General features: G+C 56.6%; 19 protein-coding genes. 2 read left to right on the top strand and 17 right to left on the bottom strand.

Going from position 1 to position 23,276, the window contains the following annotated elements:
- Positions 1 to 34: 34 nt before the first annotated feature.
- A complete protein-coding gene (lipA, locus tag GZH47_RS22045) occupies positions 35 to 1,042 on the bottom strand; it encodes a lipoyl synthase (protein WP_162643179.1) in 1,008 nt (335 codons plus the stop codon).
- A 111-nt stretch (positions 1,043 to 1,153) separates the two neighbouring features.
- Here lipA and GZH47_RS22040 point away from each other — a divergent pair, with 111 nt between their 5' ends.
- Positions 1,154 to 2,158 (top strand): M23 family metallopeptidase, encoded by a 1,005-nt coding sequence (locus tag GZH47_RS22040; protein ID WP_162645370.1) that lies wholly within the window; start codon positions 1,154 to 1,156, stop codon positions 2,156 to 2,158.
- Positions 2,159 to 2,221: 63 nt separating this feature from the next.
- On the opposite strand, the gene yunB is transcribed toward GZH47_RS22040, so the two are convergent.
- The 7 genes from yunB to GZH47_RS22005 all read right to left on the bottom strand — a co-directional run bounded on the left by yunB (position 2,222) and on the right by GZH47_RS22005 (position 11,964).
- A complete protein-coding gene (gene yunB / locus GZH47_RS22035) occupies positions 2,222 to 3,085 on the bottom strand; it encodes a sporulation protein YunB (protein WP_162643178.1) in 864 nt (287 codons plus the stop codon).
- A 74-nt stretch (positions 3,086 to 3,159) separates the two neighbouring features.
- Positions 3,160 to 5,481 (bottom strand): ATP-dependent helicase, encoded by a 2,322-nt coding sequence (locus GZH47_RS22030; protein WP_162643177.1) that lies wholly within the window; start codon positions 5,479 to 5,481, stop codon positions 3,160 to 3,162.
- A gap of 123 nt (positions 5,482 to 5,604) precedes the next feature.
- Positions 5,605 to 6,720 carry a GerAB/ArcD/ProY family transporter gene (locus GZH47_RS22025; protein ID WP_162643176.1) on the bottom strand — a complete coding sequence of 372 codons (1,116 nt, stop codon included), beginning with the start codon at positions 6,718 to 6,720 and terminating at the stop codon, positions 5,605 to 5,607.
- Between the two features lie 238 nt (positions 6,721 to 6,958).
- Entirely contained in the window at positions 6,959 to 8,176 is a 1,218-nt protein-coding gene (locus tag GZH47_RS22020; protein ID WP_162643175.1) for a Ger(x)C family spore germination protein, read from the bottom strand.
- Positions 8,173 to 9,261 carry a GerAB/ArcD/ProY family transporter gene (locus GZH47_RS22015; protein ID WP_162643174.1) on the bottom strand — a complete coding sequence of 363 codons (1,089 nt, stop codon included), beginning with the start codon at positions 9,259 to 9,261 and terminating at the stop codon, positions 8,173 to 8,175. Before GZH47_RS22015 ends, GZH47_RS22020 begins: the two co-directional genes overlap by 4 nt.
- Positions 9,258 to 10,775, bottom strand: a complete 1,518-nt coding sequence (locus GZH47_RS22010) for a spore germination protein (RefSeq protein ID WP_162643173.1) — start codon at positions 10,773 to 10,775, stop codon at positions 9,258 to 9,260. Before GZH47_RS22010 ends, GZH47_RS22015 begins: the two co-directional genes overlap by 4 nt.
- 208 nt (positions 10,776 to 10,983) lie before the next feature.
- The gene (locus GZH47_RS22005) at positions 10,984 to 11,964 is read right to left on the bottom strand and encodes an aldo/keto reductase (protein ID WP_162643172.1); all 981 of its coding nucleotides are present in this window, start codon (positions 11,962 to 11,964) and stop codon (positions 10,984 to 10,986) included.
- A 169-nt stretch (positions 11,965 to 12,133) separates the two neighbouring features.
- Between GZH47_RS22005 and thrC the strand changes: the two genes are divergently transcribed.
- Positions 12,134 to 13,522: a threonine synthase gene (thrC, locus tag GZH47_RS22000; RefSeq protein ID WP_162643171.1), complete on the top strand. Its 1,389-nt coding sequence runs from the start codon at positions 12,134 to 12,136 to the stop codon at positions 13,520 to 13,522.
- 412 nt (positions 13,523 to 13,934) lie between these two features.
- On the opposite strand, the gene GZH47_RS21995 is transcribed toward thrC, so the two are convergent.
- From GZH47_RS21995 to GZH47_RS21955, 9 genes are all read right to left on the bottom strand, one after another.
- Positions 13,935 to 14,327 (bottom strand): hypothetical protein, encoded by a 393-nt coding sequence (locus GZH47_RS21995; RefSeq protein WP_225446163.1) that lies wholly within the window; start codon positions 14,325 to 14,327, stop codon positions 13,935 to 13,937.
- A 336-nt stretch (positions 14,328 to 14,663) separates the two neighbouring features.
- Entirely contained in the window at positions 14,664 to 15,383 is a 720-nt protein-coding gene (locus tag GZH47_RS21990) for a hypothetical protein (protein WP_162643169.1), read from the bottom strand.
- 97 nt (positions 15,384 to 15,480) lie between these two features.
- On the bottom strand, positions 15,481 to 16,392 hold the full coding sequence (locus GZH47_RS21985; protein WP_162643168.1) for an aldo/keto reductase: 912 nt from the start codon (positions 16,390 to 16,392) through the stop codon (positions 15,481 to 15,483).
- A 24-nt stretch (positions 16,393 to 16,416) separates the two neighbouring features.
- Positions 16,417 to 17,151, bottom strand: a complete 735-nt coding sequence (locus GZH47_RS21980; protein ID WP_162643167.1) for an SDR family NAD(P)-dependent oxidoreductase — start codon at positions 17,149 to 17,151, stop codon at positions 16,417 to 16,419.
- Entirely contained in the window at positions 17,129 to 17,944 is an 816-nt protein-coding gene (locus GZH47_RS21975) for an SDR family NAD(P)-dependent oxidoreductase (protein ID WP_162643166.1), read from the bottom strand. The genes GZH47_RS21980 and GZH47_RS21975 overlap by 23 nt, the downstream gene beginning before the upstream one ends.
- A gap of 270 nt (positions 17,945 to 18,214) precedes the next feature.
- Positions 18,215 to 20,386: a catalase/peroxidase HPI gene (gene katG / locus GZH47_RS21970; protein ID WP_192043653.1), complete on the bottom strand. Its 2,172-nt coding sequence runs from the start codon at positions 20,384 to 20,386 to the stop codon at positions 18,215 to 18,217.
- Positions 20,387 to 20,599: 213 nt separating this feature from the next.
- The gene (locus tag GZH47_RS21965) at positions 20,600 to 21,292 is read right to left on the bottom strand and encodes a hypothetical protein (protein WP_162643164.1); all 693 of its coding nucleotides are present in this window, start codon (positions 21,290 to 21,292) and stop codon (positions 20,600 to 20,602) included.
- 49 nt (positions 21,293 to 21,341) lie between these two features.
- A complete protein-coding gene (locus tag GZH47_RS21960; protein ID WP_162643162.1) occupies positions 21,342 to 21,884 on the bottom strand; it encodes a hypothetical protein in 543 nt (180 codons plus the stop codon).
- Between the two features lie 140 nt (positions 21,885 to 22,024).
- Complete coding sequence (locus tag GZH47_RS21955) at positions 22,025 to 23,248, bottom strand: enolase C-terminal domain-like protein (protein ID WP_162643161.1); 1,224 nt, start codon at positions 23,246 to 23,248, stop codon at positions 22,025 to 22,027.
- Positions 23,249 to 23,276: the final 28 nt, after the last annotated feature.

Here is a 23,276-nt window from a genome sequence, read left to right as displayed (position 1 = left end):
GCATAATGAGCAAAACTAATTCGCAAGCCTAAGCTCACAGGGATGCGCTCTGGGCTTCCTCCGCGGATTTGACCTGCTCGTGCGCGTGATAGGAGCTGCGAACGAGCGGTGCGGACTCTACATGGCTGAAGCCGCGCTTCAAGCCTTCTTCTTTCAGCTTCGCGAACTCGTCTGGATGAACATAGCGCGCGATCGGCATATGATTCGGCGTCGGCTGCAAATATTGACCGAGCGTCAAAATGTTGCAGTCTACGGCGCGCAAATCGTCCATCGCTTGCAAAATCTCATCCCATTCCTCGCCGACGCCGAGCATGATGCTCGACTTCGTCGGAATGTCAGGCTGCATTTCTTTCGCCCGTTTCAGCAGCTCCATGGAGCGCGGGTACTTCGCTTTCGCGCGAACCCGGTTCGAGAGCCTTGCGACGGTCTCTATATTATGGTTCAAAATATCGGGTTTCGCGTCCATCACGGCTTGAAGCGCATCCCAATTGCCCATGAAATCGGGGATGAGCACTTCTACGCTGCATAGAGGCAGCTTGCGGCGAACGGCTTTGATCGTTTCCACGAAAATGCTTGCCCCGCCGTCGGCCAGATCGTCGCGCGCCACCGAAGTGACGACGCAGTGGCGAAGGCCCATCTGTTCCGCGGCTTCCGCGACGCGTTCCGGTTCTTGCAGATCAAGCTCCGTCGGCAGCCCGGTCTTCACCGCGCAGAACCGGCAGGCCCGCGTGCAAATGTCGCCGAGAATCATGAACGTCGCCGTGCGGTTCGCCCAGCATTCGTATATATTCGGACAGCGAGCTTCCTCGCAAACCGTGTGCAGCGTCTTGGAACGCATCATATCTTTCAGTTCGGCGTAATTGCCGCCCGTCGTTAATTTAATTCGGAGCCAATCCGGCTTCGGTTGTTTTTCCTGCGTCTTCATTTTATGCGGTACCTCTGCTTTCCTGTTCACTCTGCGTCTTATTATAGCATGTTTCGGATAAAAACCAATGATTTGCAAACCATAACAGCAGAGCAGCGCCGCTGAAGCTGCATCCATTTTCGCGGAGAAACCGGTTCGACGACGGTCCGTCAGCGCTATTGCGGAACGGATCCCGGCCGGCATCTTATTTGGAGGCTGAACCATGTGAAATCATATGCTTTCCGCCTCATGGCGGTATTGCCGCTGGCGTTCTCGCTGCTCCTGCAGCCGTTGCCCGTGCGCGCGAACGCAGCGGTCCCGAACAAAACAGTAACCCAAGACGAGCTTTATGCCAAACGGAAAATTCTGTATGACGAAATCAGCGTCGTAACCGGCATTCCCTGGTATCGCTTGGCCGCTATCGATCAATACGAGCGGACCCTGACCAAGGCGCGCCCCAAGACCCGTTCCCAGCTGGGCGAATACGTCAGCGTGTTCGTAGCCGACACGGAATGGGCCGGCGAGTTGAACCCGGACAGCGAAGACCAATTCCCTCTGTCCATCCACTGGTTCCACGGCATTGGCGAAGACGGGGACGGCGACGGACTTGCCAGCCGCACGAACGATACCGACCTGCTGTACGCCATGGCCAACCACCTGCTCCAGTTCGGAACGGAAGAAGACGATTTTGCCATCGGGCTATGGCAGTATTATCACAATACGCGGGCGGTGCAGCGCATCCGCCAATTCGCGCGGCTGTATGAAAACTATGGCCAGCTGAACTTGTTCCAGCATGCGTTTCCCGTGCCGATCGGTTCCACGTATTCGTACAAAGGAACCTGGGGCACCCGCCGCAGCTGGGGCGGATACCGCATTCACGAGGGCACCGATATTTTCGCCAATCACGGCGTACCCGTGCGCAGCACCTGCTTCGGGGTCATCGAGGTGAAGGGCTGGAACCCTTACGGCGGCTGGAGGCTCGGCATCCGCGACCTCAATAACTACTATCATTACTATGCGCACCTAAGCGGCTATGACAAGACAATAGACGTAGGCACCATCGTGAAGCCGGGCCAAGTGGTCGGCTGGGTAGGCAGCTCCGGCTACGGCCGTCCCGGAACGCAGGGCAAATTCCCGCCGCATCTGCATTACGGCATCTATCGCGACCGCGGGCTCGTTGAATGGTCCTTCGATCCGTACCCAAGCTTGCGGCAATGGGAAATCGAAGAAAGACGCAGTCTGCGCAAACGGTAAGGGCACGATCGCCAATACAGAAGAGCGCTTATCCGGGTCAAGCCGATAAGCGCTCTTCTTCGTTTATTCGGACCGGGGCACGTCGTCCTCTTCCTTAACGGACGTCCCGGCCGGCAAGCTGTTCTCGTTCTCGTTCGCGGTTCCGTCCGCGGAGCTGTCGGCCGATCCCTTGCCCGGATTCGAGGGAATCGCGATGCTCGGCGCATTCGGCGCGGAGTCGCCGACGGGATTGCCGTTGTTGTCGTAATAATACGTCGGCACGTCGCCCACGACGAGCAGGTAGGAGATCGGAATTTCCGTTTCCACCAGTTCCGGCTGCGTATCGAAAGGAATGATGATCGATACTTCGGCCACGATGTGCATGTACACTTCCACGAGAATCATATTGATGCCGGCATCCTTCTGCCGCGTATTCAAATCTACTTTCACGGCGCCGATCGGCTCGAACTTGACCGGAATGCGCGGACCGAACGAGGCGATGATCGCGCTTCCGAGCGCCTGGCCGAGCGGGATTTTCTCCGGAATGTCGCCCATATGGTTGAGCGTGGCTTGAACCGTATCGATCGTCTCCGACGTGATGCGCATATGTTCGGCGTAGTTCAGCATGAAGCCGGATATTTTGCCGTTGCTGTTCGTTTTCCACTCGATCAGCTTGTCGGCGTCCGTATGTCCCGCCACTTGTTCCGTAATCGACTTGTTGATCGCCTGCGTCGCCACCTGCTTCACGCGGACCTGCGCGACGGTCATCAACGGTTTCTGAAGATTGCGTTCCACGAATATAAACGTTTGGAAGAAGAACAGCAGGAACAGAAACGCCAGAAAAAGAAGCAGTTTGCGCCGTTTCGGTTTCCGTCCGCTGCCGCTATTGCCGCCGGAGCGGCGCCGGACGCCCCTGCTCCGCCAGCCTCGTCTGCCCCATCTGCGCATGTGGCAGCCCCCTTCCTTGCCTTTGTCCGCATTCCCCTTCCAAGCTTATGCGGGACATGGACAAAAAAGAAGGCTTACGGACGCGACAGCAGTCCCATGCCGATACAAGCCGCAACGGACAGCTTGCGCTTGCCGTTGTCGAAGTCGATCTCGACCATATCGCGGCTGGCCGAGAGGAATTTCCCCGCTCCGAACGCCTCGTGCATGACCGCATCGCCAGCTTTCAGCCCGTCGAAGCTCTTCAGCGCATGCGGATTGCGTTCGGACGGCTGCTCGCCCGGACGGCCTTCGGTCACGGTGACGCCGGAGCCCGCAGCGCCGCTTGCCCGCCGTTTCGTTCCCGTCGCCGCCGGCTTCCCGGATGCCGATCGCCGCCCGGGCGCCTCCGTATTCCATGCCGCCTCCGGCCGGCGCACGGCCGCAGCCGGAGCCGGCGCTTGCTGCGGCGACTGCAGCTGACGCACGGCCGCCATGAACTGCGATTCCTTCGCCTCTTCGCCATCGCGCTTGCCGTAGCTGAGCAGCGTAAGCTCGCGTTTGGCCCTTGTCATGCCGACGTAGAACAGGCGCACCGCTTCTTCCATAAGCGGCGAAACTTCGCCTTCCACCTTCTTCATATCCTCGTTCGATGGAATGATGCCGTCGATCAGATCGACCATGAACACGCGCTCGAACTCCAAGCCTTTCGCGCTGTGCAGCGTGGAGAACGTCACCGCGTCCGCGTGCTTGTTCTTCTTGGACGCCTTCATGACCGCCTCCAAATATTTCAGCCGGTTCGCGAAATCCTCCAGCGTATCCAGGCCATCCGCAATATCCTCCAGCGTGTTCAGGATGCCGATCAGGTTCTCCTTGCGGAAGCCGAGCCGCTCGCACATCCGGTCGATCGCCCGCTCGTAGCCGAGCTTGAACCGGATCAAGCGGATGGCAGCCCGCGGCTCCATGCTTCGCATCGCTTGGAACGACTCCTTGCATTCCAGCAGCTGCTTCGGCTGATAATCCTGCAGCGGCACGTGGCTGACCAGGTTGTCGAACACGGATTCCCCGTTGTCGATGCCGGCCAATGCGGCCATTTGCACCTTGGAGATATAACCGGCCATCTTCGTATGAATCTTCTCCAGCAGATCGGGACGCTTGTCCGTGTAAGCCATGCGCATGAAGCCCAGCACGTCCTCCAGCACCCAATGGGAGAAGAACCGGTTGTCCCCGTCCTTCATGTAGAACGGGATGCCGCGGCGCTCGAACTCGTTCATCAGCATGATCGACGAAGCGTTGTTGCGGTACAGCACGGCTGTCTCGCTGAGCTGTTCCGTGCCCTCGATCGCTGCCGCCACGTATTTCGCTTGCCCTTTGTAATCGTCGAGCTGCTTGAGATAAATCGGCCGGTTGCTCGGATTGCGGGTGAACATGTTCTTGTCGTAGCGCTGCTCGTTGCGCTTGATGAACTTGTTCGCGATGTCCACGATGTTGCGCGAAGACCGGTAGTTCTGTTCCATTTTCAAGACGGAAGCCTCAGGGAACACATTCCGGAAATCGAGCAGGTACTGAGGCTCCGCGGCCCGCCACGTATAGATGCTCTGATCGTCGTCCGCCACGACGCACAGGCAGCCATGCCTTCTCGCCAGCTTCTCGATGATCGCATGCTGGACGAGCGACGTATCCTGGCTTTCGTCGGTCAGGACATAATCGAAGCGGTTCTGGTATTTCCAGAGCAGTTCGCCGCCGCTCTCCAGCGCGCCGTTCGCCAGCACGAGCATATCGTCGTAATCGACCAACAGCTTGCCCGCGAACGACCGCTTGAACGATTCGTATTCCTTCGCCACGAGCGCCGCCTCGGGCACGTCGCATTTGACGGACTCCCATTCCCGCTCCGGAATCAGCTTGTTCTTGACGTAGCTTATATACGTCGTCAGCTCTTCCATCTGATCCTCGGTCAGATTCTCGCTCCGCACCTTCCGGTACAAATCGCGAAGGATCAGCTTCTTGTGCAGGGGCAGCTCTTCATCCTCCTGCTGTTCCACTTCGCCTTCGATGATCTGGAACGACATCCGGGACCTCCGCAGATGCTCCCGCATGACCTCGAACGCGAAGCTGTGGATGGTGGAGAATTGCACGCCGCCGTCCGGATGGTCCGGGAAGAAACGGCCGTACCGCTCCTTCATGTCCTGCGCCGACGCCCGGCTGAACGTGACCGCCTTGATCCGCGAAGGATGAACGCCCTTCACCTCGATCAAGTAGCCGATGCGCATAATGATCGTCGTCGTCTTGCCGGAGCCCGGCGAAGCGAGCAGCAGCAGCGCGCCCTCCGTCTGCAGGACGGCTTTCTTCTGTACCTCGTTCAAAGCGACGCCAAGCTCTGCGTGCTTGCGCGCGAAAAAATCGTTCCGTGCTCCCGACATCTCCATCTGCCTTCCGTTCGCGAGACGCAAACATCCCTCTCCGGCTCTTGGAGAGGGATGAAAGTCGATCCGCCGTTGTCTATACGTTTAAGTATCGCAAGAACCGGGCGCCCGGCGCAAGGGTTAATTTTTCCGCGCGGCCGGCCGCTGACCGACCCGCCGGATGACGGCGACCGCCCATAACAGCAGCGGGATGCCGAGCATATGGATCGGAAGCAGGTAAGGAATCGCGATACGCTGCGGGAAGATAACGGAGCTGTCCACGAAGTCGCGGGGAATGCAAGCGATGAGAAGAACGATCGGGACGACTGCCCACCCCATGCGCCGCCATTTCCGCACCTTCAGCCATTGGGCGCTCCCGTAGGTGCAAACGAAGAAATAAAGCGACACTTTGATAAAGACGCTTACGATCCAGATGGCGATCACGAACGAATCGAGATTTTGAACAAAGTCGAAATACGAGATGCTGCGAATCAAATTGAAATACGGATACGTATCGCCTGCGCCTGCCGCTTGCCCCATCACCGCGATGGTCAGCAAGGTGGCGATGCTGGTCAGCAACGCCGACAGGCCCACGCCGAACAAGGCGGGCTTCGTCCCCGATTTCGGCTCCCGCACGAACGCATACAACACGAGCAGCATGATGCAGTCGCCGAGGAAAGCCGTTGTCGGCAGCGAGCCCAGCAGAATCTTCGTCATCCCCGTATCCGCGTAAAAGGGGAGCAGGTTATTGATCTTCGCGCCGCTGATCGTCATCACGAGCGGGACGAGGATGCCGAGCAAGACGAACGGTCCGAATAATTCCGCGCATCTCGCGATCACTTCGATACCCGACAATGCGGCATAGACAGCGGTCAGAAGCAGGCCAAGCATCGGTACGAGCATAGGCGTCCGCGGCAAAATCGTCGATAATATAAACTCCGAATACTGCCGCAGGATCATGCCCAGCACGACAAACCAGAACGCCATGTAGAGACCTACGATAACGTGGCCGATCCATTTGCCGACGATCAGCATGACGTATTCGATGAAGGTTCGTGAAGGGAACCGTTGGCTGAGCCTGGAATGAACATAAGCCATGAACAGTCCCAGGAAGCCCGCGACGATGATCGACAGCCAAGCATCCTGCTTGGCTGCCGCGATAGCAGGATTGATGGTCAGCAGAATGGTCATCCCCGCTTGCATGGCCGCCACGAGCCAGAACAGCTGTTTTCCGCCGATGAGCATCTCCTTCTTCATGAGCCAGCCCGCCCGCCGTTAATCAAATGTATGCCGATACGTCCGAACAGCGCGTCGATGCATTGACTCGGACCCGGCAGTTGGGGAAAGAAGAACAGTAGAACCGCCAATAGCCAAGCGACGGCGAGCAGCGTCCAGTAGACGATTCTCTCCTTCCTGGGCGATCTGCGCATCCATCGCCACTGGAGGACGGTAATCAAGAAACTGACTGTCAGCAAGCTAGGGATCGCAGTCCAGGTCATCGTTCGTTCTCTCCGCTCTGTTTCGTCGCCTTCACATCGGACAAGCCCGGCCGAAGCAGCCGGGAATCCGGCAGCACCGTGACCTCGACCTCCGGAAACAGCTCGTCCCACCGGTTCTGGGCGCGGTGCCATGTTTTCGGATAAGCGCGGTGGAATTCCCCGGCAAAATCGAAGACGTCCGCTTTCAACTCCCGCTGCACCTTCAAGAGCGCAAGCGATACGCGAGCCAACATATCCGCGTTCATGGCTTTCTGAACGCGCTTGGCAGCCAGCGTACCCGACATCAAATTCTGTGACGTCGTATTCTGCAGCGCATCCGATTCCGTGCGAATCCGAACCGTCATGCTCCATTTGCCGTCCTTGATATGCGGAATCAGCTTGGTCTTGCTCCTCAACAGCTTCATGGATACGTTACCTTTCGCGCCTTCCGGGTTCACCGTTACAACGGCGTATTTGATCTCGTTGCGCAGCCATAGAATGCCCCGGGTAGTGGTCTCGTCTACCACGCCGATCATCCGATCTCCTCTGAAAATCGCCGTTCCGTTCGCGTAACTGACCACTTTGTCGGGATTCTTTTTGGAATTCGGCGCATTTTTCTTAATCCAAGGCAGGGCGGCGGCACCCGAATCTCCGGTCAGCATTTTGGAAAGCTCGGTCATCGTCACGCTCATCGAAGCCTTGCTTTTGGCGATCTCCCGGAGGGCTTCCGACGAGTCCCGTTCCAGTACGGAAGGGATATCGAGCGAATTTTTTGCTTTGCCTTGACTGACGTAGATATATGCCCGTTCCCTCGGCTGGGGAGCCCGCATGAGATAGTCCACATCGTCCCGAATGCCTTTCCTGGCCTCGGCTTCCCCGAAAATAATGACTTCGGCGTGTCCCCAGAACAGTTTGCGCGGCATTTTCTCCTGCAAATGCGACAGTGCGTCAGCAATGTTCTCGCCGATGGCGGAAATGACGAACGTATTGGATGAACCGACGCCGCCCTTGGCGCCCATCTCCATGCCGCCGCTTCCTCCGCCTCCGCTCGAGGCCCGTGGGATGAAGATCTGCACGGATAACTGGATTTGCTTATCATCATACCTGTCGATCGCCGCTCCCGTAATGAGCGCCAAATCGTTGACTTCCGTCCGGTCCCAGCAGCCCGCGAGCAGCGATGTGCCGACCAGGCCCGCCGCTAGAAGGCAGGCGCGGAATAGCCGCCGATGGTTCATGACCTCGCTCCCCTCGCCAAGGCGACGCCGAGCATCAGCAGCGGAATGACCATCAGAATAAGCTGATAGAAGAACGGGACGCTGCCGCCTATCAGCTGCTTCAGCTCCTGGAAATCCGGCGCGCACCAAATGCTGAATAGAATCATCAGCAGGCCGATCGGGGCAATGAGCATGCGATAGTCGGATAAGCGCAGGAGCTGCGCGCTCCCGAGCGCGGTCACGTAATAGACCATCGTAACCTTAATGAAAATCGCGACAAGCCAGGTCGCCATCAACAGGGATTCGATATGCTCTAGGAAATCGGACAAGGAAATGTACCGTACGGCATTGAGAAACGGATAATTGAATCCTTTATTCGTATTGCCGAAGATAAGCAGCACCGCCAAATTAACGATCAAAATCGTAACCATGATCGTGGCGAGGCTGATGAACGTCCATTTCATGGCGGAAATGCTCTTCTTCGCCAAGTACGGCAAGAAAAACGAGATAAAGAAAAACTGCGAGAACCAGGAGGAGGGTACGATCGTCGACCGCAAGAGCGGCAGCGGCCCGTATTCCATGATCGGAAACATCTCCTTCACTTGCATGTCCGGGATCATAAGTACCAGCATGAACAGGACGAACACCAGCGCGATCGGGGTAAGCAGCTGAGACGCTCTCGCCCATACTTCCAAGCCTTGATGCACCGCATAGGCACTTACGGCAATCAGGCTGAGGAGGACGAAGACCATCGGCGTCTCCATCAGAAACGTCGCGGCTATGAATTCCCCGTACTGCCGGAGGACGAGTCCATTGGTGTACAGAAACGAAACCAGATAGAACAACGCAATCAGCCGGCCGACATACGCGCCTAGAATCGATTCGCAGTATTGGACGAAAGTTTCTCGCGGATATCGCTCGTGAAGCTTGCACATCACGACGATTACCAGCGCTCCGAACAAGGAAGAGACGACGGGCGTGGCCCACATGTCGCGTCCGGCCGTATTCATCGTGATGGACGGAACGGTGAGCACTACTGTCCCCGCGATGACCGGATGCAGGAATATGGCAAGCTGCAGCGGTGAAATGCGGCCTTTTTCGATCATGATGACTCATTCCCTCTTGGCGGTTCTGGTTTTAAGCCGGGTGCTTGCCGGTTGGGATTCGGCGATTTCCCGTTCTGATTCGGCCGTCTGCGCATCATCCATATCGGCGAGCGGACGAGCACGTCTTTCAATTCGTCGCCCTTCAGCGGAGCGAGCGGCTGCATGTAAGGCTCGCCGAAGGAACGCAGCGAACATAAGTGGACGACGACGATGATGAGGCCCAGCATCAACCCGAGCAAACCCAGCATGCCTGCTAGAATCATGATCGGGAAACGCAGCATCCGGATCGCGATCGCGCTGCTGTATTGCGGCATCATGAAGGAAGCGATCCCGGTAATCGCGACGACCATGACCATCGGCGCGGATACGAGTCCCGCCGAGGTTGCAGCCTGCCCGATTACGAGCGCCCCGACGATGCTGACCGCGGCGCCGACCTGCTTGGGCAATCGGACGCCTGCCTCGCGCAGCGCCTCGAAGGAAATCTCCATCAGCAGCGCCTCCACAAGCGCGGGAAAAGGGATATCCTCTCTCGATTTCGCGATACTGAGCAGAAGCGAGGTCGGAACCATCTCTTGGTGATACGTGAGAATAGATACGTACAAGGAAGGCAAGACGAGCGTCATGATGAAGAACAGATAACGAAGCCAGCGAATCAGCGTCCCGATATAGAACCGTTGATAATAATCCTCCGGAGACTGCAACATGGAGAACAGCGTCGTAGGCGCGACTAATACAAACGGCGTCCCGTCGACCAGGATCGCGATCCGGCCTTCCAACAGGCCTGCACAGATAACGTCCGGGCGCTCCGTGGCCTGCATTTGCGGAAAGGGAGAGAACGGATTGTCCTCGATCAATCCTTCGAGGTAGCCGCTTTCCAGAATGCCGTCGATGTCGATGCCCGTGATCCGCTCCTGCGCCTCGGCGACCAGCGCTTCGCCCGCAATGCCTTCGATATAGACGATGTTCACTTCCGTTTGCGTTTGGCGCCCGATTCGGAAAGGAAGCATTTTGAGCGCAGGCGTTTTGATTTTGCGGCGCAGCATGGAACGATTGACGCTTATCGTCTCCGTGAATCCTTCACGCGGACCGCGGACGACGGATTCGGCGCCCGGCTCCTCGATGGAACGCTTCTCCCACTTGGCCAACCCCATGGCGAAGCATTGCGTCAAGCCCGACACGAAGAGAAGGATGCAGCCGTTCCCGATATGCGAGACGGCATCCTGGACTGTTTTGACCGTCTGCAGGTTGGATATGGACAGCGCTGCCCCGAGCACATCCATGGCGTTCTCATCATGAAGCGGGGGCGACTCGCGCTGCAAGGCGCGAATAATATGCTGATCGAGCACGTCCACATTGACCATGCCGTCGAGGAACACGATTAACGATTCAGTCGATCCCCCGAATTTCAATTCACGGAAGATGACATCGTTGCAATTCGAATAGATGCTTCTCATAGCCGCATAATTGACAGCCAGCGTGGGAGAAATTGGTTGCGGGTCAGCGTTGGCGTCCATTAAGAAGTCTCCTTGTCGGTATTCCCTCTTAATTTTTCCATAATCTGCTGTCAGTAAACGCGCAGCCGGATGAGCGATTTCCCGCTGCCGCTATCCGCAATCACCCTTACAAGTGAAAGAAGCCGCGTCGTAACTGGGGATTCGCCCCCGCACGAAGCAGCTTCATCATTACATGTCGTTCCTATTGCTTCTCGTTCATCGTCCCCGCTTAAGGAAGCCGGTAATTCGCGAACGGCTCGCCGTGACGGAACGGTGCGCTTGCGGCTTCCAATTCCGCTTCGAGCTCCGCGGTCATCGCGATCGAGAGGCTGCTCAGGTTGTCCTCCAGCTGCTCGGCCCTCGTGGCGCCGGCAATGACCGTCGATACGGCCGGACGGGCCATCAGCCATGCCAGCGACAACGCGCCCGGCCGATAACCGTGCGCTTCCGCGATCCGTTTGACCGCATGGCCCAGCGCTAATTCACGCTCGTTCATGAATCGGTTGAAGCCTTTGTCGGTCTCCGCCCTGGACCCGGACGGCGCGGTGCCCGACGGATCGGACGCGTATTTGCCGCTCAGAATACCGCCTGCAAGAGGGAAGTACGGGATGATCCCGACTCCCTGATCCAGGCAAGCCGGCACCAGCTCGCGCTCCGGCGTGCGATCGGCAAGCGAGTAGCTCGTCTGTACGGAGACGTACCGGTCGAACCCTCGCAGCTCGCTGATGCCGAGCGCCTTGGTCAGCTCCCAGGCCGCGTAATTCGATGCGCCGATGTAGCGCACTTTCCCCGCGCTGACAAAGTCGTCGAGCGCGCGGAGCGTTTCCTCGAGCGGGGTATAGGGATCGAACGTATGGATTTGGTACACGTCCACATAGTCGGTCTGAAGCCGTTTCAGGCTCTCCTCCAGCTCCCGCTGCAGATGATGCCGGGACGAGCCGCTTCCGTTCGGTCCTTCCCTGCGCGGAAGTCCCGCTTTCGTGGCGAGCACGGCTCTGTCGCGCTTGCCGCTCAGCGCATGCCCGATGATGGTTTCGGATTCCGTTCCCGCGTATATATTGGCCGTATCGATGAAATTGATTCCCCTGTCCAGGGCGCAGTCAATGATCGCGGTCGATGCCGCGCGATCGCAGCGCTTGCCGAATGCGTTCGTGCCGAGCCCGAGCGCCGATACGGCGAGCCCGCTCCTGCCAAGACGACGATAGTCCATGATTGTTCTCTCCTTTGCTTGCAGCTCACGAATGATAATTTCCCAGCTATTGCTATGCTTAGTATCCTCCGTGCCCGGATTCGTGTCAAATCCCGCGATATTGAAATTATATTGGGAATTAAGCGCGATTTTTGATACAATAGTTGAAAATTTGTTGAAGGGGATCGTTATGGATTACATCAGCACACGAGGCAAAATCGCACCTGTCGGTTTTATCGACGGCGTCTTAATGGGACTGGCCGACGACGGCGGACTGCTCGTTCCGAAGCAAATCCCGCAATTATCCGAAGCTACGCTAAACGCCTGGCAGCAGCTCTCTTATCCGGAGCTTGCGCTGGAACTGTTCTCGCTCTATGTCGACGGTGAAATCCCCCGCGAAGAATTGAAGCAGCTCGTCGACGAAAGCTACGGCACGTTCCGCGACGACGAAGTCACGCCGGTACGCCGCGTGAATAACGGCCTGCATATCCTGGAGCTGTTCCACGGCCCGACGTTCGCGTTCAAGGACATCGCTCTCCAATTCCTTGGCAATCTGTACGCCTATATTTCCAAGAAGCATAATTCCACCATCCACATCCTTGGCGCCACTTCCGGCGATACCGGCGCGTCCGCGATCGAAGGGGTGCGCGGCAAGGAAGGCATTCGCATCTGCATCCTGCATCCGCATGGCAAAGTCAGCAAAGTCCAAGAGCTGCAAATGACGACGGTCGACGATGCCAACGTGCTGAACCTGTCCGTCGACGGCAACTTCGACGACTGCCAGCGCATCATCAAGGAACTGTTCGCCGACGTCAATTTCAAGCAGCAGTACCACCTGCGCGCGATCAATTCCATCAACATCGCGCGGATTCTCGCGCAGACGGTTTATTACTTCTACGCTTACTTCCAGCTGGCCAAGCAGGGCCAAGGCGAGAAGGTCAACTTCAGCGTGCCGACTGGCAACTTCGGCGACATCTTCGCAGGCTACATGGCCAAACGCATGGGCTTGCCGATCAACAAGCTCATCCTGGCGACCAACGAGAACAACATTCTGGAGCGCTTCGTCACGGAAGGCGTCTACCAGCCGGGCGAGTTCCGCGGTACGCACAGCCCGTCCATGGACATCCAAGTGGCGAGTAACTTCGAGCGCTACTTGTACTACTTGAACGGCGAGGACGCAGGCATTGTCTCCGGCCTGATGGACGACTTCAAGCGCGACGGGCGCATCGTCATCGCCGGCGAGGCGCTGCGGCAAGTGCAGGCCGACTTCGCGGCGTACGGCGTGCAGAACGACGAGTGCCTGAGCGAAATCAGCAGCTGCTACAAGGAATACGGCTACCTGCTCGATCCGCACACGGCTTGCGGCGTGGCGGCGGCTCATCGCTTCACGGCGGAAGACGAAGTCACCGTAGCCCTGTCGACGGCGCATCCGGCCAAATTCGACGAGGCCATCCGGATCCTCGATATTAAGCAAACGGCGCCGGCTCAAATCCAAGCGCTGTCCGACAAGCCGCAGTTCCAGACCCGCGTGACGGGCACGAACGAAGCGGTGTCGGAGCAGTTGGTTCGTTTCTTCTAATATTGTTTTCTTCGCATCAAACAAACAGCTCCCGGACAGGAACGTTGACGTTCCGTCGGGAGCTGTTTGTTTTGACTCATGGGGCGGGCGATGTCCAATTTATGTGAACTGAACGATTCTCGCCTGTTGACATAATGGATATGTACTTATGAATGCTGCAATCAATGGCCCACGTTTGACCTTGCATGACAAAGTTATTCCTTAGGTTGAAGACGACGTTATAAATTGTATAATGCCAATCGTAACCAACAGGAGCATCACGACAACAATAAACCCTACCGCAAACTTTAACCCTTTCGAAAACCGCGATTTCTGCTGGAGCTTACTCTCCACCATCGCTAGTCGTTCCTTCAGTTCTGCTACTTCTTTATCCGGATCCATTTCGCAGCCCCTTTACGTAAGGTTCTTGAAGTTATCCATTTGCCCAGCGTTCTGCATGCTGTTGAAGATACTGATCGATCAGGGCATAGAGGATGCCGACGGCTCCGAATAGGAGGATCGCGGTGCTGATATTCAGATCAAATTCCCGAACATAACTTTCATTATACAAGTGATTGAACATGTAACTCCCGCCAATGAGGCCGAAGATGAAATAGAGCAGCACCCGGCCGAAGGCAGCCTTCACGAACTTGCTGATTAGAATCGATATCGGTACCATAATACTAGCGCAAAGCACTGCTTCGAGGACGATCAGGAAAACGAAAACCAAGCCGATATTTCGAAGGCCGTAATATTCGGATGTCGTTATCTTCGAGCCCTCCAGTAGTTCCAAGCTCAGCGCCGCGGCGAAAAATAAGAGAATCATAGACATCCATTGAATGAAGTACCTGACAACCCGCAACATGAACACCTGCCTATTCGAGCCCTAGCAGCTCTAAAGTGACCACATATGAATTTCTTTCCTTTCCTGACGCTGCGAAGAGAACTAAAGTTGCGTTATCACCCCCCTGCTGCATGCACGGTCACTTTGCGCTTTATTTTCCGGCTCACGGGTTAATTTCATCTTATGAAGGGGTGAGCGGTTTGAAGAAACTACTGGCGATTATCGTCATACTTGCGGCAGTGCTCTTTATTGCGGCACTCTTCGTCGTTTGGCTCGCCATTCGCACCTTTCCATACTCGCCGTAAGTTCTGTGATTCGTTAGCCGGATACGGGCTGAATCAAGGCTCGAATTTCTTGGTCGACGATTCTGTAATTCCAAGGCGTGAAGTAAACATGGGCGCCGTCGTCATAAAGGATAAACGCATACGCGATCGGATCGTCCGTGTAGAAAACCATTTCATAATCCTCCGAGTCGCGATCGCCGAATTGAGGGTTGTAATTTTGTTTGTCTTCACCGCTGTCCAGCAGTTGAATGAATCGCTTCAACTTAACGCCTGTTAACGTCTTATACGGCCTAATATCCTGTTGATGGAACAGTTCAATCCGCTCCACCTTGTCCTTGGCGATATCTTTGTAATGCTTCAAGGCCGTTTGAGCATAGTTCTCTTCCACATACAACCGATAGCCGCCAATGGAGGCTGCGTTCTTCACCGCAAGGACTTCGCTCGTCGAGAAACCTTCCACGCGATACAGCTTCGTTCCGATTTCCAAAAATGCCGCATCCCCGTCCTTCGCATGATAACTCGAATTCGTAACGACGTCCGCGACCTTGAATTTCACTTCACCCACTACTGCATTCGTAACCCGGCCCGGGTCCTTGATGACGTATTCCCATGATTCGGTGTAAGAATGCCCGTCCAGCTTGACGAAATCCACCCAATCAATGGCAACGTCTGTCCTCTTCGGATCGGTTTGGTTAGTCGAGCAGCCGCATAGGAGCAGCACGGCTGCCACGACGGCAAGCATCATTCTTGCCATGTTCAGATCCCCCCTCGCTTCTTATAGACGAAATCCCCCGTAACTGGTTGCAGTTGGAAAATAAAAAGACGATGCAGCAAGCGCATCGTCTCGTTATCTATTCAATTGCTGCCGGCTTGCTCCCAATGGCGTCCAGGCGCTTCTTCGCTTCCTCGTATACGTCCTTCGAGAGCGGACCCCGCTCGGCGTAACGGAGATTTTCCATCAGATGGACGGGATTTTTGGTACCGACGATCGTCGTCGTCATGGAAGGATGGGACAAGGTGAAGCGCAGCAGAAATCCGGTACGCTGCTCGCCATGCTCCAACAATTCGTCCAGCTTCGCTTCCTCCCATGCGCGCCAGCGATCTTCCGAGCCGCGCCCGATGCCCGGCTCGCCCTGTCCGACGCCGCCCCGAATGATAATGCCCGCTCCGGTATCCGCCGCCTTCGTCACCCAATTCTCGTGCTCGCGCTCCAGAGCGGAGTAGGGCAGCTGGAACGTATCGAATGTCCCCCAGTCCACGAAGGGAGGAAGGTTCGGAACGTAAGAGGATACGCCGATGAAACGGGCCTTGCCGCTGGCTTGAATTTCCTTCAGCACGTCCACGAGCTCGCCTTCCTCGGCTTGCTGAGGCGTCGGTCCGTGCAGCTGCAGAACGTCGACATAGTCGGTTCGCAAACGTTGTAAGCTCGTATCGATATTATGAAGCAAATTATCGCGCGTCCATATATGGGACGTCTCGTCATGATCGCCGCGGTCGGTGACGCAGCAGCCGCATTTCGTCGCTAGGATGAACTCGTTCCGGCGGCGGCTCACGAAGCGGCCGATCAATTCCTCGCTGCGGCCGTAATCGTACGAGGTGTCGATCAGGTTGATGCCTGCGTCAAGCACGGCATGCAGAATGCGCTCCGCATCGGCGTCCTCGAGCGGCCGTCCGCTCCATACGCGCGGGCCGCGAATTTCCATGGCGCCGTAGCTCAATTTCGTGACCGGCAATCCGGTGCGGCCTAATATCGTTTTGTCCATCGTTCCAGCTCCTTTTCCATGCGATTACAATAACATGCTGGCCCCGTCCAAACGGATGGTGGTACCCGTCATGAACGACGTTTCGTCCGAGGCGATATAGCAAACCAGCGAAGCGACGTCCGCCGGCAGTCCGATGCGCCCCAGCGGAAATTTCAATCGGTTCGCCTTGTTGCTGAACTTGCCGACGTCGACGGCGCCGGGCGCGATCGTATTGACCGTGATGCCGTAACGCGCAAGCTCGATGGCGCTTTCTCTGCCGAGCATTTTGATGCCGCCCTTCGACATGCTGTAGACCGGGTCGAAGTCGGTCGGTCGTTTGCCGTGGACGGAGGAGATATTGATAATGCGGCCGAAATTTCGTTGCTTCATATGAGGGAGGACCGCTTGGATGCACTGCCAATACCCTTTAAGATTAACGTTCATGACGCGGTCGTATTGCTCCTCCGTATAATCGAACAACTGGAGGTTAAGCTGCAGCGCCGCGTTGTTGACCAGAATGTCGATGCCGCCCAGCTCGGCGGCAGCCGTATCGGCCATTCGGACGATCTGCCCCCGATCGGCGACGTCTGCCTGTATGATCATGCACTTGCCGCCCAGCTCCTCGATTAGGCGCTGCGTGTCTTTGGCTCCGGCATCGCTGGAGTTGTAGTGAATCGCGACATGCGCGCCGCGTCTTGCAAGCTCGACGGCGACGCCTTTGCCGATGCCCGTCCCCGCGCCGGTGACGAGTGCGGACTTACCGCTCAAGCTTTGGCTCATGGCTATCGTTCCTCTCCCCGGCAGGCTTGTTCATGCGACGATCCATATAATGCAGACTGAAGCCGCCGTCTAGTCGAATATCCGCTCCGTTCACATAACTGGCTTCCTCCCCGGCTAGGAAGAAGGCAAGCTCGGCCAAATCGCCGGCCGTTCCGAGCTTCGTGCTGGGCACCTTGTAACGATAGTTGTCGTAGAGTCCCGAAAGCTCACTTGGAAAAGAAGCGTCCGTGCCTTCGACGGGGCCCATCTCGATCACATTGACGCGAATGCCGAACCGCCCCAGAAACAACGCCGCTTCATGGGCCAGCATCTTCACCGCGCCTTGCGAGGCGCTGTACGCGAAGGACGAGCCGTTCGGCTTCTCGCCGTGAATGGAGCTGACGAAGATAATGCTGCCGCCGCCTCTGTCCGCCATCCGTCTGCCGAACGCCTGCGTACAGAAAAAAGCGGATTTGGCGTTCCTCTGCATGATGTGGAGAAACTCCGTTTCCTCGCAGTCTTCGACGCTGGCGGGACTCATGGCGCTGCAATTGTGAATCATGACATCGACCGGGCCGATCCGCTTCTCGGCCTGATCCAGCATGGCGGATATACCGCTGCCGCTGCATAGATCGACATGCGTAATGAGCGCCTCCGTGCCTGCGGCTCTGCAGGCAGCGAGCGCTTCTTCCCATTCCTTGTCGTCCCTGCTGCTGTTCAGAATCAGATCCGTGCCGCCCTGGCTGAATCGAGCGAGAAGGCCCTCGCCGGACCAGCTGTCGGCATCCGCGATAAAGACTACTTTCCTGGGCACGCCTTGTCCCCCCTCATGAATCAAGGATTCCATACGATTCTCGTTACATGACCATCTTACCGATTGATCGAAGCGAAAAGCGATGCCGTATATTTAAGATTTTGTTTGATTATTTACAGTTGATGAGGCTGCGTCACCCTCCGCGGCATTGCGCTTCCGACATCAAAAAGCTCCCCTCCTGGCAGCAGGCTACTTCACTTCGCCTGTCTGCTATTCGGGGAGCCCATTGACCATGCCTGTTTTGGCGGCCGGGGCCGCTATGTGCCGCTATTATTTCAGGTCAAAACGATCTGCGTTCATGACTTTGACCCAAGCGGCCGCAAAGTCGCGGACGAACTTTTCTTGATTATCGTCCTGCGCATACACTTCCGCAATGGCACGCAGAACGGAATTCGAACCGAACACGAGGTCTACGATCGTCGCCGTGCGCACGACTTTGCCCGTACCGCGGTCCGTACCTTCGTATACGCCTCCGGCTGCGGGCTTCCATGCAATGCCCATATCCAGCAGGTTCACGAAGAAGTCGTTCGAGAGCGTGCCTACCCGATCGGTGAATACGCCATGATCGGTGCCTTCGAAGTTCGTGCCCAGCACGCGCATGCCTCCGACGAGCGCCGTCATTTCCGGCGCACTCAGGTTCAGCAGCTGCGCCTTATCGACCAGAAGCTCGGCCGGGCTTACGCTGTACTGCTTCTTCTGGTAGTTGCGGAAACCATCGGCGACCGGCTCCAGCACGGCGAAGCTTTCGACATCGGTTTGTTCTTGCGAAGCATCGCCGCGTCCAGGGGCAAAAGGCACGCTCACTTCAAAGCCTGCATCTCTTGCAGCCTTCTCTACCGCAGCGCTGCCGCCGAGCACGATCAAGTCCGCCAAGCTCACTTTCTTATCCAGCCCCGCTTGAATGCCTTCGAGAACCGTAAGTACTTTGGCCAGCTGCGCAGGCTGGTTCGCTTCCCAATCCTTCTGAGGAGCAAGGCGGATGCGGGAACCGTTCGCGCCGCCGCGCATATCGGAGCCGCGGAACGTGCTCGCCGACGCCCAAGCCGTCGTTACCAGTTCGCCGACCGTGAGACCGGCGTCAAGCAGCTTGATTTTCAACGCCGCTACATCGGCATCCGTTAATTCGTTCTCCCCGGCATCGATCGGATCTTGCCAGATCAATACTTCGGCCGGCACCTCCGGACCCAGATATCTTGCGCGCGGACCCATGTCGCGGTGCGTCAGTTTGAACCACGCGCGCGCGAATACGTCGGCGAATTCTTCCGGATTCGCATGGAAGCGGCGAGAAATCTTCTCGTAAGCCGGATCCGCGCGCAACGCCATATCCGCCGTGGTCATTATCGTCGGAATACGAACGGAGGCATCTTCCGCGTCCGGCGCAAGATGTTCCTCGGCGGGATTTACGGGCGCCCACTGATTCGCCCCTGCCGGGCTCTTCGTAAGCTCCCACTCATAGGCGAACATGAGATCGAAATAACCATTATCCCACTGCGTCGGGTTCGCCGTCCAAGCGCCTTCGATACCGCTCGTGATGGTGTCGCGGCCTTTGCCCGATCCATGCGTGCTTAACCAGCCTAGGCCGAGCGCTTCGACGGGAGCACCCTCTGGTTCTTTGCCTACAAGCGCCGCATCTCCCGCACCGTGCGCCTTGCCGAACGTATGTCCGCCGGCCACGAGCGCTACGGTTTCTTCATCGTCCATTCCCATCCGTTTGAAGGTTTCGCGGATGTCGCGGGCGCTTGCAAGCGGATCCGGTTTACCGTTCGGGCCTTCCGGATTCACGTAGATCAGCCCCATCTGAACGGCGGCAAGCGGATTATCCAGCTCGCGATCGCCTTTGTAGCGCTTATCGCCCAGCCACTCCGTCTCCACTCCCCAGAAGATATCCTCTTCCGGATGCCAGACGTCCTCGCGGCCGCCGCCGAAGCCGAATGTCTTGCCGCCCATGGATTCGATCGCGACATTGCCCGTTAATATAAACAAGTCGGCCCAAGAGATCTTGTTGCCGTATTTTTGCTTGATCGGCCACAGCAATCGGCGTGCTTTGTCAAGGTTGCCGTTGTCCGGCCAGCTGTTCAGCGGAGCAAAACGCTGCGTCCCGGTTCCGGCCCCGCCGCGGCCGTCGCCCGTGCGGTAAGTGCCCGCGGAATGCCAAGCCATCCGGATAAAGAACGGACCGTAATGTCCGTAGTCTGCCGGCCACCAATCTTGGCTGTTCGTCATCAGATCGCGCAGATCCTGCTTCAGGGCTTGGTAATCCAGCTCTGCGAAGGCTTCGGCATAATTAAACGCCTCGCCCATCGGGTTCGATTTCTTGTCGTGCTGATGCAGAATGTTCAAGTTCAGCTGATTCGGCCACCAATTTCTATTCGTCGTGCCGCTGGAGCTGGGAGTCGTCGTGCTGCCGTGCGGGAACGGGCATTTTCCGCCAGAGGAAGCCATGTCCAAGTGTATCACTCCTATGATTTATAATAAATTCTAAATAATAATTATTATAATTAAAGTTATAAAGGTATTCGGATCAGAACGCAACTCCTTTTTTTGCTATAACGCGAAAACCGCTCTCTCTTCCTGATTGTATTCATCTTGCGATGTAATATGTGGGCAAGTATTCGAACTTGTAAACGTTCAGTTGTCCATGTCCCGTCATATGCATTACCGATCGGGTTTCACGAGGATAAGGGCTGGCTGCTCCTCTTCCTGCGCTTTCATAAAGTAACCTTGCGTATCTTGCAAACGTGACGAGGGCTGGTCTCCCTTAAACGTAATCGTATCCGTGATAACCACTTCTCCGTTTATCGGAATTGGTTTATTGACCGTAATGATCGGCACCTCGTCTTGAGGAATAGGTTGGTCCGAAGCCGTTATGCAAGGCTGTATCCATTCAATCACGTAGGACTTCTTCCCTTCGTTTCTGATCGTTACTTTCAAGCCGCGTTCCGGATGGCCTGGATCGTTAAGTTCAAGATCGCTAATCCTCAAATCCATGCCCGCCTGCAATAAGCCCTTGACGCTGGAAACAATAGACCCGTCTTTACGATCGACATTATAAATCACGGCCGGCGTATTCAAGATCGCCGGATGTCCGGCAGCATCCAGAGCGACCTGCCAAACCTTAACGAACTTCTCGCGGGTTGGCGAATACGCATCGCCAGCCGACGTTACCCGATTGAATCGATTCCAAATCTTCGCTTCTTGATAGCCGTCCTTGGCAGCCTGCGAGAGGGCGAATCGTTCGGCTTCTTCGCTGGAAATCGATTTCCCCTTATTCTGAACTGCGATCAGGCTTACAGCGACAAGGACGAGTATAATTGCGAGATGAGCATATTTCTTCATTCGTTCCTCCATCGATCCACATCCTGAATAATCGGCTGCTCGCTGTCCGACTAAGGATCCCTTATTGAAGTACATTCCCCTGCAAGGAGTACCGCATCAGTTCATTCGTAATTTCCAATGCGTCCTCCCTTTGGAGCGCGGGCGCCGATATGACATGCCCGTCACGGCCATCGAAACCAGACTGTCCCGTTCGAGCATTACTTGCGAGCTTCAAGATCGTGAACTTGCTGAAATCATCGTTCACAATAAGAGTGCCGTACGTGAACATTTTGGGCTGACCCTTGTCGTTATAGGCATATAAGAGTACGGCTTCACCGTGTTTGCTCAGCTTGATATGTAATTGCCTATGCGCTTTGGGGACAGGTATCGCTTCACCTTGAATATCGATGGTTCCGATAAACGTTCTAACTCCCTTTAAGTTCTTTCTCACGGTACCGTTTATCAATAGGATAGTTGGCACATAATCGCGGTTGCCCTCACCTAGCTGGTAGGCGATACCTTGAATCTTCAAATGATAGCGATGAGGATAGGTATAGATGATTCCCCATGCTGCCAATGACGCGATTAGAAGTACAAACACGAACCATCTAAAGCGGTTAGTCATGCACGACTTCCTCCATCCAAATTTTTACACCATCAACTATTTAACGTTATCGGATCGTTTTGGTTGCGCCGCATGACAAAAAGCCGCTTGAACAGCGGCTTTCTTGATCGATATCACCACGGGTAAAATGTGTCCGTGACTTATGGACGTACGATCGTTCCGTCCGCCTTCCGGTCGATCGGATACGGCTGGTGATAGATTCGCGTCTTCGTCTCCGGGCTTACGAGCTTCGCTGCCTTCTCCTCGTCGATGTCGATGCCGAGCCCCGGGCGCTCATTCGCATAGAGATGTCCGTCCTTCAGCACCGCATGCCCCGGGAATGCTTCGAGCTCCTCGGCACGGAACGTATTCTCCTCCTGGATGCCGAAGTTCCAGATGGCCATATCCAGATGCATGGCCGCGGCTTGGTTGACGGGATCGTTGTCCCCGCCTTCCTGCCATGCCGTGCGGACGCCGTAGGCCTCGGCGAAAGCGGCGATTTTGCGGCAGGCCGAGATGCCGCCTCCCTTGGACACGCGGACGCGGATGTAATCGATCAACCGCTCTTGAATAAGCGGCATCCATTCATGCGGACTCGTGAACAGCTCTCCCATCGCTTGCGGCGTGGTGCTCTGCTGCCGAATCGAGCGGAACCAGGCAATCTGCTCCGGCGGGAGCACGTCTTCGAGGAAGAATAAACGGTACGGCTCCAGCCGCTTCGACAGGATGACCGCCCCCTGCGGAGACAGATGCTCATGCACGTCATGCGTGAATTTGGCAGCCGAGCCGAAGCGCGCGCGCAGCTGCTCGAACATGTCCGGAATCGCTTCCAGGTACGCTTCTTCGTCGAAGACGACCTTCGCAGGCCAGGCATTGGAAGGCCTCTTCGCCTCGTCGGCAGGAAGGAACCCGCCGCCCCCATACTGGCCCAGCTGGCAGCGAACGACCGAATAGCCCTCTTCCTGATAGCGGGCGATATCCTCGATCAGCTCGCCGATATCCCTCCCGCTTGCATGCGCGTAGCAGGGCACGGCCGCGCGGCTCGGTCCGCCGAGCAGCCGATGCACCGGCATGCCGGCTTCCTTGCCCTTGATGTCCCAGAGCGCCATGTCGATCGCGCCGATCGCCGTCATCAGCGCGGAGCCGTTGCGCCAATAACCGCTCTGGTACATGGACTGCCAAATGTCTTCGATCGCGCCGGCATCGCGTCCGATCAGCGTCGGCGCGAGCAGCTCCTCGATGACGGCCGCGACGGCGCTCGGATTGAAATAATCGTTCGCCGACCCGATTCCGTACAATCCATCCTGATCCGTCTCCACCTTGACGATCGTCCAGCTGGCGTCATGCCGCGTGCGAATAAGCCTGATTCGCTTGATCTTGGTCATCGATCCGTAACCCTCCCGATTGTCGCTT

Source organism: Paenibacillus rhizovicinus, from assembly GCF_010365285.1.
Classification (GTDB): Bacteria; Bacillota; Bacilli; order Paenibacillales; family Paenibacillaceae; genus Paenibacillus_Z; species Paenibacillus_Z rhizovicinus.
The sequence above is the reverse complement of the archived record's forward strand: the minus strand, read 5'-3'. Positions and strand labels throughout refer to the sequence as shown.

Bases quoted from the DNA above. Each gene is read 5' to 3' on its own strand.
- GZH47_RS21955 (WP_162643161.1), bottom strand. From the start codon at position 23,248: ATGACCAAGATCAAGCGAATCAGGCTTATTCGCACGCGGCATGACGCC.
- GZH47_RS22030 (WP_162643177.1), bottom strand. From the start codon at position 5,481: ATGTCGGGAGCACGGAACGATTTTTTCGCGCGCAAGCACGCAGAGCTT.
- GZH47_RS21980 (WP_162643167.1), bottom strand. From the start codon at position 17,151: ATGAGCCAAAGCTTGAGCGGTAAGTCCGCACTCGTCACCGGCGCGGGG.
- GZH47_RS21965 (WP_162643164.1), bottom strand. From the start codon at position 21,292: ATGGAGGAACGAATGAAGAAATATGCTCATCTCGCAATTATACTCGTC.
- GZH47_RS21985 (WP_162643168.1), bottom strand. From the start codon at position 16,392: ATGGACAAAACGATATTAGGCCGCACCGGATTGCCGGTCACGAAATTG.
- katG (WP_192043653.1), bottom strand. From the start codon at position 20,386: ATGGCTTCCTCTGGCGGAAAATGCCCGTTCCCGCACGGCAGCACGACG.
- GZH47_RS22020 (WP_162643175.1), bottom strand. From the start codon at position 8,176: ATGAACCATCGGCGGCTATTCCGCGCCTGCCTTCTAGCGGCGGGCCTG.
- GZH47_RS22010 (WP_162643173.1), bottom strand. From the start codon at position 10,775: ATGGACGCCAACGCTGACCCGCAACCAATTTCTCCCACGCTGGCTGTC.
- yunB (WP_162643178.1), bottom strand. From the start codon at position 3,085: ATGCGCAGATGGGGCAGACGAGGCTGGCGGAGCAGGGGCGTCCGGCGC.
- thrC (WP_162643171.1), top strand. From the start codon at position 12,134: ATGGATTACATCAGCACACGAGGCAAAATCGCACCTGTCGGTTTTATC.
- GZH47_RS21960 (WP_162643162.1), bottom strand. From the start codon at position 21,884: ATGACTAACCGCTTTAGATGGTTCGTGTTTGTACTTCTAATCGCGTCA.
- GZH47_RS22040 (WP_162645370.1), top strand. From the start codon at position 1,154: ATGGCGGTATTGCCGCTGGCGTTCTCGCTGCTCCTGCAGCCGTTGCCC.
- lipA (WP_162643179.1), bottom strand. From the start codon at position 1,042: ATGGATGCAGCTTCAGCGGCGCTGCTCTGCTGTTATGGTTTGCAAATC.
- GZH47_RS22005 (WP_162643172.1), bottom strand. From the start codon at position 11,964: ATGGACTATCGTCGTCTTGGCAGGAGCGGGCTCGCCGTATCGGCGCTC.
- GZH47_RS21995 (WP_225446163.1), bottom strand. From the start codon at position 14,327: ATGATTCTCTTATTTTTCGCCGCGGCGCTGAGCTTGGAACTACTGGAG.
- GZH47_RS22015 (WP_162643174.1), bottom strand. From the start codon at position 9,261: ATGATCGAAAAAGGCCGCATTTCACCGCTGCAGCTTGCCATATTCCTG.
- GZH47_RS21990 (WP_162643169.1), bottom strand. From the start codon at position 15,383: ATGGCAAGAATGATGCTTGCCGTCGTGGCAGCCGTGCTGCTCCTATGC.
- GZH47_RS22025 (WP_162643176.1), bottom strand. From the start codon at position 6,720: ATGAAGAAGGAGATGCTCATCGGCGGAAAACAGCTGTTCTGGCTCGTG.